Genomic DNA, 12,926 nt, shown 5'->3' with positions numbered 1-12,926 from the left:
ACTTCGCCGGTGATTGGATAAAGTTATAAAGTGTTTAGGTCTACTTCATCGAAAGCTAAATGAGGTCAGAAGATGTCCAGATGCACTTTGTCGATGCTTGGAATTTTAAGACCTTGAAGGTCTTAAAATCAAACGTTTTCATATATTTTTTATGGATAAATACTAATACAAATTGTTTCGAAATCAATTTAGATATTGTTCTTTTATATATCCAAACCTAATTAAAAAGAAGATAATTATATGATTATAAATACAGAATTAGAACAAAAAGGGAATTTGTTTCCGGGTAAAATAATTTCCTTTTCACAAAATGTAGATAAACTTAATTTCACTACAGATAATGGAGTGATTTTACAACTTACTATATTAAGAGGAAGTGTTATTCGCTTTAGATATGCAACGGATACTAATTTTGAAAAAGATTTTTCCTATGCTATTAGTGAAACAGGAGCTAGAGGATATAGTATGTTAAAAGTAGAAGAAAATGAAAAAGCATATATTATTACTACTTCAAAAATAAGCATCCATATTTCTAAAGTAAATATTCATGTAACTATATATGATAAGGATGATAATGTTGTTTGCAAAGATGATTGGGGTTTTCATTGGGAACAAAGTCATCAATATGGAGGGAATATTGTAAAAATGAGCAAATCTGCACCGCAAGGAGAATGTTATTATGGTCTTGGAGATAAGCCTATGCACCTTAACTTAAAAGGAAAACGTGTAGAGAACTGGGCTACAGATCAATATGCTTTTGGTAAAGACCAAGATCCTTTATACAAAAGTGTTCCTTTTTATATTGGTATGCATGAAGAAAGAGCTTACGGAATCTTTTTTGACAATACATTCAAAACCTTTTTCGATTTTTGTCATGAAAGACGTAATGTAACTAGTTTTTGGGCACAAGGAGGAGAAATGAACTATTATTTCTTTTATGGCCCTGATATGCAAGAAGTAATTACTCGATACACAGATCTTACAGGAAAGCCAGAGTTACCACCTTTATGGGCATTAGGATATCACCAATGTAAATGGAGCTATTATCCAGAAAGCAAAGTAAAAGAAATAACCAATAAATTTAGAGAACTTCAAATCCCATGTGATGCCATTTATTTAGATATTGATTATATGGAAGGTTTTAGATGTTTTACATGGAATAAGGAATATTTTCCAGATCCCAAAAGGATGGTATCAGAGCTATTAGAAAAAGGTTTTAAAACCATAGTAATTATAGATCCAGGTATTAAAATTGATAATGATTATTTTGTCTATAAAGAAGCAATAAACAATGATTATTTCTGTAAAAGAGCCGATGGTCCTTATATGCGAGGAAAAGTATGGCCAGGAGAATGTTTTTTTCCAGATTTTACAAATCCCGAAGTTAGAGAATGGTGGGCTGGATTATTTAAAGAAATTATAGGAGAGGTTGGAGTAAAAGGAGTATGGAATGATATGAATGAGCCTGCGGTAATGGAAGTGCCTGGTAAAACATTTCCAAACGATGTACGACATGATTATGATGGTAACCACTGTAGCCACAGAAAAGCACATAATATTTATGGCACCCAAATGGCAAGAGCAACGTATGAAGGAGTAAAACGGTTTGCTTATCCAAAACGACCTTTTATTATTACCAGATCAGCTTACTCTGGTGCACAACGATATACTTCCTCTTGGACAGGTGATAATGTAGCAACATGGGAGCATCTTTGGATAGCTAATATTCAAGCACAACGTATGAGTATGAGCGGTATGTCTTTTACTGGTAGTGATATTGGCGGCTTTGCAGAACACCCGACAGGCGAGTTGTATGCCAGATGGATTCAACTGGGAGTATTTCACCCTTTTTGTCGTACCCATTCCTCTGGAGATCATGGTAATCAAGAACCTTGGACATTTGGAGAAGAAATTGTAGAAGTAACCAGAAAATATGTTCAATTAAGATATCAATTGCTACCATACTTGTATACCATGTTTTGGGAGTATGCAGAATTTGGGATTCCTATGCTGAAATCTTTAGTACTATTTGATCAAAAAGACCCACAAACTCATTACAGAACAGATGAATTTGTTTTTGGAAATCAAATTTTAGTTTGCCCTATACAAGAACCAAATGCTAAAGGTCGGAGAATGTATATCCCCAGAGGAAATTGGTATAATTACTGGACAGGAAACTATGTAAAAGGAGGAATGGAACAATGGGTAGATGCAGACCTAGATACTATTCCGTTATTTATAAAAGAAGGAGCTATCATCCCCAAATATCCAATACAGCAATATGTGGGAGAAAAGAAAATAGAAGAATTAAAACTAGAAGCCTACTATTGCTTAGGAAACAAAGAAGTTTCTAAAGTATATGAAGATGCGCATGATGGTTATGATTATGCCAAAGGAAGATTTAGTCTTAGAAGTTTTTCATTTACAGGAAAAGAAAATGAGATAATTATACAACAACATAAAGATGGTAGTTATATTACCGAATATGAAACAATGCAGATAAAACTAATAGGACTTCCTTTTAAAATTCATGAAATAGAAATTGATAACGTTGTTGTTTCCTTAGAAAGTATAAAATTTGATAGTGAAAATAATATCATAATAGTTCCAAAAGATTTTACAGAATTACATATTGTATCTGCATAGATGCATTTTATCGATCATTAAAGTAATATATAGATAATTTAAAAGAAATATTATAAATTGTTATAAAATGTAGGCAGTAATTTTTGTAATTTTAACCGAATGAATTTTTACAAGAAAGTATACTATATGAACACACGAAAATTTATAGTTATAACAGGAACCATAATGCTATTTATGTCTTGCGCTACTAACCCTTTTACTGGTAAGCAGACATTAGCATTAGTGCCTAACTCTCAGATATTACCGATGGCTTTTCAGCAGTATAATCAGTTTTTAGGAGAAAACAAGGTATTAAAAGGTACAACTGATGCTGAAATGGTTACCAGAGTTGGACAAAAGATAGCAAAAGCCTCAGAACGTTGGTTAAATGCTAATGGATATCAAGGATATCTTAAAGATTATAAATGGGAGTATAATCTTGTAGAGGATAAAACGGTCAATGCTTGGTGTATGCCTGGAGGCAAAATTGTAGTATATACAGGGATTTTACCAATTGCAAAAAATGAAACAGGAGTAGCAGCAATAATGGGACATGAAGTTGCTCACGCATTAGCAAATCATGGTCAACAAAGAATGAGTGCTGGTCAAATTCAGCAGGTAGCAGGAGCAGCAACCGCAATTGCAGTAAGCGGTAAAGATTCAAAAACACAACAAATCGTAGGTACTGCATTTGGTTTAGGTAGTCAGTTTGGTGTAATGTTGCCTTTTAGTAGAAGTCATGAAACCGAAGCAGATCGTATAGGTTTACAGTTAATGGCTATTGCAGGGTATAATCCAGATGAAGCTGCAGAATTATGGAAACGAATGAAAGCTAATAGTGGAGGACAAGCACCAGCAGAATTTATGAGTACACACCCATCAAATGATACCCGTATTGCTAATCTTACAGCGTGGTCTCCTTCTGCAAAGGCTGAAGCTAGAAAATTTGGAGTAACTACTTTTAAATAATTGTAAAGAGTATAAATTTTAAAAAGATTATACTTACTTTGGAAGCTGTTCTGAACATATTCAGAACAGCTTTTTATATATATTGTAAATTGCAATGAATACAGTGTTTATTATCAAATAGTCTAATAAGATAATTATAAAAATTCTATAGTAAATGAGTGAAATATTACCAAAAGGAAGTAAAAAATTATTGAATGCATGGGCATTTTATGATTGGGCGAATTCAGTATATAATTTAACTATTTCTTCTGCAATATTTCCTATTTTTTGGGGAGCATTAACTATTGTTAGAAACGATAAAGGGGATATAGTTAATGATACAATACGTTTTTTAGGTTTTGACTTTAATAATGATTCTTTAATAAGCTATGTAACTGCTTTAGCATTCTTAACCGTATCTATAATTAGTCCTTTACTTTCTGGAATAGCAGATTACATAGGAAATAAAAAAAAATTCCTTAAATTTTTCTGTTATTTAGGAGCATTATCTTGTATAGGATTGTATTGGTTTAGTTTAGAGCACCTTTGGTTTGGTTTGTTATGTTATTTTTTAGCATTAATTGGTTTTTGGGCTAGTTTAGTTTTTTACAACTCTTATCTTCCAGATATTGCATTTCCAGAGCAACAAGATGCAATTAGTGCAAAAGGATATTCCTTAGGATACGTGGGTAGTGTAATCCTTTTGATTATTAATTTAATTATGATTTTGAAATATGATTGGTTTGGTTTTGAAGATGAAGGAGAGCCAACTAGATTATCTTTTATAATGGTAGGAGTGTGGTGGATTGGTTTTAGTCAGTACACCTATTATTATCTTCCAAAAGGGAACAAAAAAGACGTGCTGACTAAAGCCGTTGTCTTTAATGGTTTTAAAGAACTAAAGATGATATGGAAAGCCCTTAAAAATAATATAAAACTACGTAGGTATTTAAGTGCTTTTTTTGTGTATAGTATGGCAGTACAGACTATCATGCTTATTGCAACCTATTTCGGAATCGAAGAACTTGACTGGGGTGAACAAAATGCAACTACAGGTTTAATTATAAGTATTCTATTGATTCAATTAGTGGCTGTGCTTGGAGCGATATTAACATCCAAGGCTTCTTCAAAATTTGGGAATATAAAAGTACTTATTTCTCTTAATTTTATATGGATAGGGATTTGTGTATATGCATATACAATAACAACGCCATTTCAATTTTATATTACAGCAGCAGTTGTTGGACTAGTTATGGGAGGAATACAAGCTTTATCTAGGTCTACATATTCTAAGTTTTTGCCTAAAAATGCTGTAGATACAGCATCCTATTTTAGTTTTTATGATGTATCCGAAAAACTTGGTATTGTAATAGGTATGTTTTCTTATGGTATTATAGCTCAAATAACAGGAAGCGTTAGGTATTCAATTCTCTTTTTAGTTCTCTTTTTTATTATAGGTCTTATTCTATTATTTAGAGTGCCGAGAAACAAGGAAGAATAATACAATTTAAATAATTATTCTTCCATTTATGAAAACTCTTTCAGATAAAAAAAATAAATATATTTGAAAAATATTCCTAAAAATAGTAATGAAATTTATAGTAAATTTTGACAAAATGAGATAGATATTTTTTGTTTCATCTTATACCAATGTAATCTACAAATTGTTTTTTCATACTACTAACTCGAGTTCGATTTTTCGCATTAGTCAGCCTGTATTGAGCCTTCTGAAAGGCTCAATATGACATGGATAAAAAATTATACTTTGGCAAAATCAACAGAGCTGTTGAGAATAGATTTTTAGTACTGAGAAGCTACTTTTCGACACAAAATTCTTAGCAGAACTTTACTCAAAATGATACATTTTAGATGAATCTAACTCAGGTTATTAAAAACGGATAGTATTAAAAAAAACAGAAAAAATCGTTTTAATAGTTCAATACAACCAACAGCCTATCAATATCATACCATTTGGGTTTCTTTTCTTTTATTTGAGTTTCTTTTTACCTTTATATGCTCAGCGTATGATGTTGCTGATTGTTTAAGTGATAAAATAATATTTTCAGAAAAAGGATCTGTGTTGACAGATTTTTGTAAGTCATTGAGTTTATAGAGTAAATGATTTGTTGTAGATACCGTATGCCCAAGTGCTTCTGCAAAAAAACTAAAATAGGATAATGCATAAAATGTTTCTGATAAGCGTCTATCTTGTTTTGAAATAGTAATGTACTTTTCTTTATAGATTTCTTCTAGCATCTCAGTTATATTATCAGCTTGAATATTTTTTTTACGATTTCGTAACCATTCTTTTATGGTTTGAGGTTTCGGAATTTGTAATAGGTTGGCTACCGTTAATTGCTCATCAAAAATTTTTTGGAAGAGCAGGGAGTATTCTTCACTTAGCATATATATATCTTCCTTTATTGTTTCTTTTTTTGAATGGATAAGCTTTTCAGCATTATCACAAATTGCTGACGCATTTATTGCTGAAACAGGGGAACTTAAAGCTGTTTGAATAGAACTACCTCCATCTATAAAAGTTGAAGCATTATTTTTAAATTTAAAGTGTTCATTTAGAAAGTCTAATAAAAATAACCGAGTTTCTAAATCATCATAACCTATAGGTATTTTTGATTTAAAATCTAATAAGCTTGTGGTTATACCTTCAAGAGAATGGGTATCTTTTTTTGTTGCGAATATAGGAGAACATCCCATTAACCCTACATTTAGACTCTCCAGACCAATTAACCAATTAGTCCCTAAGGTTCCTGGAATAGCTAAAATTGGGATTTTTCGTTTTTTAAGGGATGCTTTTTCTAATTTACTAAACTCATATATTGTTGAGTTTTGAGGAAAGAGGCAACAATTAAATATTAAATCAGATTTAGCCACAATTTCTTGTAAAGAAGAGGTAACTTTTATTTGTAAAGTATCCTTTCTAGGAAATATGTCATACCCTGTATCATTGACTATTTCTATTTTACCATTTTCCATGAGTTCTTTAAACATTTGTCCTCCTCTATTTTTATGTTTAAACCCAATTACATTTAGACCTGCTTGTTGTAAAATATAAGAAATCGAATTACCGATGGTTCCCATTCCTATTATCCCTATTGTTTTTATTTCTTTCATGTTTTGTTGATGAAAATTTCTAAGCCCCCTTAGAGTAAGTATGATTATTGTTTATTTATTAAATATTTTATAGCGTAAGAGATTAAAAATTTATATAAAAAAAAACCTCGAGTTTCATAAAGAATATAGATTTTATTCATTGTTATTTTAAACATATTTATGATTTGTCTTGCTGGATTTGCATCTGTAGTTTTATGACTTAATACTTGTTATACTCGCGTACAAATTAAATATAATTTGTTTAGATTTGTTTACGTGAAAACAGCAATATTTTCGTGTTGTATATCACACTAATGTAGTATTATCTATAAATATTAGGTATCCCATTCTTTTTTTAACTCCTTCTTTACTTATTAATCTTACCGTATCCTACAGAGTCTTAATAAATAAGAAGTAGTAGCAAGTTTTTATTTTTTATTTTGAGGTAATTATTTTTTTAATAGAGACAATTATTAAAGTATTTTCTTGTTAATATTATGTGTAATAAAGAAATATTTCTTTTATTTTAAATTTGGCTGAAATAGGTGTATTTCATCGAAGTTTTTCATTTATATTTTCCATTAATATTTATTTAATTAGAAATATAATAATCTTTGAAACGTTAACATTATTAGCTATTTTTATGAAACAAAAATTTATAACCATATTTATAACCATGAAAAAACTTATCTTATTGATTGCCGTAGTATTACTAGCTTCTTGTAATACTACACAACAAACTGTTATTGCTGCCAAAAAAACATTAAAAGGGGAGTGGTCACTTGATAAAATCTCTTATGATCGTCAAGGTATTTTTGATGTCAAACTTTATAATGATGCTACTGCAGAATGTTTTACAGGTAGTGTTTGGAAATTTATTCCTAATAATAATACAGGAATGTATAATGTAAATCAAAGTAGTTGTATTTCTACAGGAGCAAGAAATTTTAGATTTACAATCCCAAAACCAGAAGGTGATGGAGAATACTACTTCATGTTTAAACCAGTTGACGAAAAGAAAAAGAGTACAAATAATAATGCTGGATATAGAATGGCTTTACAACACTTAGATGATGCTACAATGACTTGGGCAATGACTGTAAGTTTGGAAGGTAAACCTTTTGTGATCACCATGAATTTTAATAAAATACAATAACTCAAATCATTAAATAATGAATACAAATCTTAAAAATATAATAGCGGCTGTAATTGCAATTACAATTTTAACAAGTTGTGAGGCTGTTAAAAATTCAAATAAAACACAAAGAGGAGCAGTATTAGGTACTGCTGCTGGAGCTATTCTGGGAGGAATCATAGGGAATAATGTAAAAGGTAAAAATTCTGCCCTTGGAGCTGTAATAGGTGGTGTCGTAGGTGGTGTTGCTGGTGGTGTTATCGGTAAACAAATGGATAAACAAGCTCAAAAAATCGAATCTGAAATACCTGGAGCAGAAGTAACCAGAGTAGGAGAAGGAGTTAATATTGTATTCGATGAAAATAGTGGTGTTTATTTTGCTACTAATAAATCAGATATTAACACAAAGTCAAAAACTAATCTTAATAAACTTGCAGGTATATTTAAAGAATATCCAGATACAAACATAATTGTTGAAGGACATACAGATAGTACTGGAGATGACACTTATAATATGACATTATCTCAAAAAAGAGCGAACGCAGTCACCAATTATTTGGTGTCCCAAGGAATAAGTAAAAGTCGTCTTACAACTTATGCTCATGGAGAAACACTTCCAAAATATGATAATACAACCCCACAAGGTAGAGCTAAAAACAGAAGAGTGGAACTTGGTGTTGTTGCTAATGAAAAAATGAAGCAAGATGCTAAAAAACAAGTGAAACAATAATAAGTTATTGTACTACACAATATTTAAAATCCCAACTAAAATAGTTGGGATTTTTTTATGCTCAAATTTTATGTACCTTCAATACTTGAATAAACATTTACATATAACTATAATTGGTGCAGGACTCGCAGGGTTAATAAGTGCTATACATTTGGCTAAAGCAGGAATTTTTGTTTCTATTATTGAAAAAGATACATATCCTAAACACAAAGTATGCGGAGAGTATATATCAAATGAAGTATTACCTTATTTTGATTTTTTAGATATAGATCTAGATTCTCTAAAACCTGTATCTATTTCAAAGTTTTGCATTAGTACTCAAAAAGGAAATAGTATAAATAGTACTATGCCATTAGGAGGTTTTGGTATTAGTAGATATACTTTAGATAATTACCTATGGGAAAAAGCAAAAAAACTAGGAGTTTTATTAATAAATGATCAAGTAATTGGTGTTTCCTATCAAAAAGATATATTTACAATAACTACATCTAATAATCACGAAATAACTAGCGATTATGTAATCGGGGCATATGGCAAACGAACGCAGTTAGATAAAACTCTAAAAAGAGATTTTGCTTTTCAAAAATCCCCTTGGTTAGCAATAAAAGCACACTATAAGGCAGATATAATACCAGATACTGTTGCTCTGCACAATTTTAAAGGCGGATATTGTGGGCTTTCTATGGTGGAAAATAATACAGTAAATTCTTGCTATCTAGTTTCTTATGATAGTTTTAAAAAATATAAAAACATAGCTATCTTTCAAAAAGAAGTACTGTGTAAAAATCCTTTTTTAAATCACTTTTTTAAGAATGCAGAACCTCTTTTTGAATCCCCAATAACTATAAGTCAAATTAATTTTGAAAAGAAAAAACCTGTGGAGAACCACGTTTTTATGATAGGAGATGCAGCTGGTTTAATTCATCCACTTTGTGGAAATGGTATGGCAATGGCAATACAAAGTGCAAAAATACTAAGCGAGTTATTGATTAATAATTATGATAGTACATCATTGCATAGAACATATATAGAAAAAGAATATAGTCTAAAATGGAAGAATACATTTTACAAGAGACTATATGCTGGTAGAGTTTTACAAAAAATAGTATTAAACGAAAATCTACAGTATATTTCTTATTTGGTAGCAAATGCAATACCGGGTATTGTACCCCAAATTATAAAACAAACCCACGGAGAACCATTAGTATGTCTGTAAACTTTAAGCATAGAAGCAAGGAACTAGAGATGATGGATGATCCAAACACAGAAAAAGAAGCATTAAAAAAAGCTTTGTCGGATATTTCTAAAGTAAATCGATGGTTAGGAGGTAATAATATCACCATTAAAGCAATACACAGATTGATTAAGAAAGTGCCTACATCAAAAGAAATTATTATTTGTGATTTGGGATGTGGAGATGGAGAAATGCTAAGAATTATAGCAGAGATATTCAGAAGGAAAAAAAGAAACGTAAAATTAATCGGAATAGATCTAAACGAAAAAAGTTTACAAAGTGCCAAAAAAATGAGTGAGTCTTATCCAGAAATATCATTTTTTAAACAAAATATTTTAGAGATAGATGCCTCAAAGTTTTCTTGTGATATTATAATTAGTACATTAACATTGCATCATTTTGATAATGAACAGATTAAAGAAATAGTGCAAAAGTCTTTTATACTTGCTAATAAAGCAGTTATTATAAATGATTTGCATCGTAGTGTAATTGCATATTATCTTTTTAAAATATTTAGTTTCTTTTTTATTAAAAGTTATATAGCAAAAAATGATGGATTGGTTTCTATAAAAAGAGGGTTTAATAAACAAGAACTCTTACAGTTTTCTAAAGAAATAAATGTATCTAAATACATGGTAGATTGGAAATGGGCTTTCAGATTTAGATGGATTCTTATAAAAGAGTAATAAAATTTAAAAACAAAGATATTGAGTGTAAAAATAGTTACTGTTGCCAAACAATTGCCACAATTTGTGAGAGATACGAAAGATATCTTGCCTTATGTTTCTACATGGTTGGCCGCTCAGAATGATCGTTTCAAAAGAAAAGTAATTAAGATTTTTGAAAATGCAGCTGTAGATCGGCGCTATGGTATTATGAGTATCGAAGAGGTTTTTTCTGCTACTTCTTTTGAGAATAAGAATGATATTTATGTACGAGAAGTAAAAAAACTAGGCATATCAGTGGTTAAAAAAGCGTTAGAAAAAGCAAATTGGGATCCAAAATCTCTGGACTATATAATTACGGTTAGTTGTACTGGTATTATGATCCCTTCTGTAGATGCATATATTATTAATGATCTTGATCTTAAACAAGATATTGTACGGCTACCAGTTACAGAAATGGGATGTGTAGCAGGGGTTTCTGGTATTATTTATGCAAGGAATTTTCTACAAGCAAACTCTGGTAAGAGAGCAGCAGTAGTTGCTATAGAATCTCCTACGGCCACGTTTCAGTTAAACGATTATAGCATGACCAATATGGTAAGTGCGGCTATTTTTGGGGATGGAGCAGCATGTGCGCTTTTATCTTCAGAAAAAGATGCTATAGGGCCTAAAATCTTAGGAGATGAAATGTATCATTTTTATAATGCAACATCTATGATGGGGTTTCAAGTAACCAATGGCGGTTTACAAATGATATTAGATCCTAAAGTACCAGAAACAATCGCAGAACATTTTCCCGAGATAATCCATCCGTTTTTGAAAAAACATGGTAAAAACATCGAAGATATCGATCATCTTATCTTTCATCCCGGAGGAAAAAAAATAGTGCAAACTGTAGAAGATCTTTTTGGATATTTGGGTAAAAATATAGACGATACTAAAGCTGTTTTAAAAGAATATGGTAATATGAGTAGCGCTACAGTGCTTTATGTGTTAGAACGCTTTATGGAGCAAACACCAAAGACAGGAGAAACAGGGTTGATGTTAAGTTTTGGACCAGGATTCACAGCACAACGAATCTTACTGGAATGGTAAATAATCAGTAGTTTTTTATAAACAAGAAATCTTACAAATGAGATGAACAAAGATTTTAAAAATAAAAATGAATGGGCGCTTATTTTAGGTGGTAGTAGTGGTTTGGGATTAGCTACCGCTAAAAAATTAGCACAACATGGCATGAATATTATTATTGTCTACCGCAATCGTAAAAGTGAACTACCACAAATTGAAATTGATTTTAAAGAAATTAAAAATTTAGAAGTAAAGTTTTGTTCTTTTCATATAGATATGTTAAAACCAGAAAAACGAGCAGAAACAATAGAGAAAATTATTCAGATTACAGATGAAGGGGGCATAAAAACAATAATACATAGTATTGCAAAAGGAAATCTAAAACCTATGATTAATGCAGAACAAGTATTAAAAAATGATGATTTTCATTTAACCATAAATGCTATGGCAATAAGCCTGTACGACTGGGTAATATCTGTTTTTAACGCTAAATTATTTACCAAAGATGCCAGAGTTATTTCTTTTACAAGTGAAGGAAATACAAAGGCATGGAAGAATTATGCAGCAGTTTCTGCAGCAAAAGTAACTTTAGAAGCAATTACAAGAAGTATAGCTCTAGAGTTTGCGCCATACGGTATCAAAGCTAATTGTTTACAACCAGGAGCAGTAAACACACAATCTTTGCGTCTTATCCCAGGTTATGAAAAAATAATAGAGCATAGTATACATCGAAATCCATTTAATAGAATTACAACACCTCAGGATGTTGCAAATGTAGCATATCTTTTATGTAAAGATGAAGCAGCATGGATTAATGGTTGTGTCATTCCTGTAAATGGAGGAGAGCATTTGAATTAAAGTTTTAAAACATAACAGAAATTTATAGAATACAAAAAATGAACCCATTAATTAACGTTATAAGATATGAAAAATAGACTACTTATATTTCTACCATTTCTTTTGTATACAATGTCTTGTAAAAAAGATAATAGTATTGCGCAGAATTTAGATAATAATTCTAATAGCGAAGCAAAAGTAACCAGTGTTTCGGTTACAAGTATCGAAAATGGGTACTCTTTTAGTGTGGGTATCCAAAGCCCTGATAAAGGGTGTGATCAATATGCAAATTGGTGGGAAGTTATCTCTGAGGATAAAAAACTAATCTACCGTAGAGTTTTGGCACATAGCCATGTACACGAACAACCTTTTGTAAGGTCAGGTGGCCCTGTAAAAATAACAAAAGAGCAAAAGGTGTATATACGCGTACACATGAATACTACAGGATATAGTACCAAAATATATACAGGTAGTATAGCCAAAGGATTTAAAAAAAGTACTTTGGGTAATACTTTTGCCAGTAATTTAGAAACCGTAGAGCCATTACCAAATGGATGTGCTTTTTAATCC

General features: G+C 30.9%; 11 protein-coding genes. 10 read left to right on the top strand and 1 reads right to left on the bottom strand.

What is annotated here, in order from left to right:
* The first annotated feature begins 240 nt into the window (after nucleotides 1-240).
* The 3 genes from H527_RS0101500 (at nucleotide 241) to H527_RS0101490 (ending at nucleotide 5,074) form a co-directional block, all read left to right on the top strand.
* A complete protein-coding gene (locus H527_RS0101500) occupies nucleotides 241-2,646 on the top strand; it encodes a glycoside hydrolase family 31 protein (protein ID WP_027411067.1) in 2,406 nt (801 codons plus the stop codon).
* Nucleotides 2,647-2,772: 126 nt separating this feature from the next.
* On the top strand, nucleotides 2,773-3,594 hold the full coding sequence (locus tag H527_RS0101495) for a M48 family metallopeptidase (protein ID WP_027411066.1): 822 nt from the start codon (nucleotides 2,773-2,775) through the stop codon (nucleotides 3,592-3,594).
* A gap of 154 nt (nucleotides 3,595-3,748) precedes the next feature.
* Nucleotides 3,749-5,074, top strand: coding sequence for an MFS transporter (locus H527_RS0101490; RefSeq protein ID WP_027411065.1), 1,326 nt, complete (start codon nucleotides 3,749-3,751; stop codon nucleotides 5,072-5,074).
* Between the two features lie 461 nt (nucleotides 5,075-5,535).
* Here H527_RS0101490 and H527_RS0101485 read toward each other — a convergent pair whose 3' ends face one another.
* Complete coding sequence (locus H527_RS0101485; protein WP_027411064.1) at nucleotides 5,536-6,705, bottom strand: hypothetical protein; 1,170 nt, start codon at nucleotides 6,703-6,705, stop codon at nucleotides 5,536-5,538.
* A 655-nt stretch (nucleotides 6,706-7,360) separates the two neighbouring features.
* On the opposite strand from H527_RS0101485, the gene H527_RS0101480 reads away from it, so the two are divergent.
* The 7 genes from H527_RS0101480 (at nucleotide 7,361) to H527_RS0101450 (ending at nucleotide 12,923) form a co-directional block, all read left to right on the top strand.
* Nucleotides 7,361-7,840 (top strand): lipocalin family protein, encoded by a 480-nt coding sequence (locus H527_RS0101480; RefSeq protein WP_027411063.1) that lies wholly within the window; start codon nucleotides 7,361-7,363, stop codon nucleotides 7,838-7,840.
* Between the two features lie 16 nt (nucleotides 7,841-7,856).
* Nucleotides 7,857-8,549 carry a YiaD family glycine zipper/OmpA-like lipoprotein gene (locus H527_RS0101475; RefSeq protein ID WP_027411062.1) on the top strand — a complete coding sequence of 231 codons (693 nt, stop codon included), beginning with the start codon at nucleotides 7,857-7,859 and terminating at the stop codon, nucleotides 8,547-8,549.
* A gap of 85 nt (nucleotides 8,550-8,634) precedes the next feature.
* The gene (locus H527_RS0101470; protein WP_229809223.1) at nucleotides 8,635-9,765 is read left to right on the top strand and encodes an NAD(P)/FAD-dependent oxidoreductase; all 1,131 of its coding nucleotides are present in this window, start codon (nucleotides 8,635-8,637) and stop codon (nucleotides 9,763-9,765) included.
* Nucleotides 9,756-10,469, top strand: a complete 714-nt coding sequence (locus tag H527_RS0101465; RefSeq protein ID WP_027411060.1) for a methyltransferase — start codon at nucleotides 9,756-9,758, stop codon at nucleotides 10,467-10,469. Before H527_RS0101470 ends, H527_RS0101465 begins: the two co-directional genes overlap by 10 nt.
* A 21-nt stretch (nucleotides 10,470-10,490) precedes the next feature.
* Entirely contained in the window at nucleotides 10,491-11,543 is a 1,053-nt protein-coding gene (locus H527_RS0101460; protein WP_027411059.1) for a type III polyketide synthase, read from the top strand.
* A 42-nt stretch (nucleotides 11,544-11,585) separates the two neighbouring features.
* Nucleotides 11,586-12,377, top strand: a complete 792-nt coding sequence (locus tag H527_RS0101455) for an SDR family oxidoreductase (protein ID WP_027411058.1) — start codon at nucleotides 11,586-11,588, stop codon at nucleotides 12,375-12,377.
* A 66-nt stretch (nucleotides 12,378-12,443) separates the two neighbouring features.
* Entirely contained in the window at nucleotides 12,444-12,923 is a 480-nt protein-coding gene (locus tag H527_RS0101450; protein WP_027411057.1) for a hypothetical protein, read from the top strand.
* The last annotated feature ends 3 nt before the right edge of the window (nucleotides 12,924-12,926 follow it).

Origin of the sequence: Aquimarina muelleri DSM 19832, from assembly GCF_000430665.1 — a bacterium.
Classification (GTDB): Bacteria; Bacteroidota; Bacteroidia; order Flavobacteriales; family Flavobacteriaceae; genus Aquimarina; species Aquimarina muelleri.
Note: the sequence above shows the minus strand (reverse complement) of the source record. Positions and strands in the feature narration are given on the sequence as shown.

What these genes read in the sequence shown, in the direction of transcription:
- H527_RS0101465 (WP_027411060.1), top strand. Translation starts at nt 9,756, where the DNA reads ATGTCTGTAAACTTTAAGCATAGAAGCAAGGAACTAGAGATGATGGAT.
- H527_RS0101485 (WP_027411064.1), bottom strand. Translation starts at nt 6,705, where the DNA reads ATGAAAGAAATAAAAACAATAGGGATAATAGGAATGGGAACCATCGGT.
- H527_RS0101480 (WP_027411063.1), top strand. Translation starts at nt 7,361, where the DNA reads ATGAAAAAACTTATCTTATTGATTGCCGTAGTATTACTAGCTTCTTGT.
- H527_RS0101455 (WP_027411058.1), top strand. Translation starts at nt 11,586, where the DNA reads ATGAACAAAGATTTTAAAAATAAAAATGAATGGGCGCTTATTTTAGGT.
- H527_RS0101475 (WP_027411062.1), top strand. Translation starts at nt 7,857, where the DNA reads ATGAATACAAATCTTAAAAATATAATAGCGGCTGTAATTGCAATTACA.
- H527_RS0101495 (WP_027411066.1), top strand. Translation starts at nt 2,773, where the DNA reads ATGAACACACGAAAATTTATAGTTATAACAGGAACCATAATGCTATTT.
- H527_RS0101490 (WP_027411065.1), top strand. Translation starts at nt 3,749, where the DNA reads ATGAGTGAAATATTACCAAAAGGAAGTAAAAAATTATTGAATGCATGG.
- H527_RS0101450 (WP_027411057.1), top strand. Translation starts at nt 12,444, where the DNA reads ATGAAAAATAGACTACTTATATTTCTACCATTTCTTTTGTATACAATG.
- H527_RS0101500 (WP_027411067.1), top strand. Translation starts at nt 241, where the DNA reads ATGATTATAAATACAGAATTAGAACAAAAAGGGAATTTGTTTCCGGGT.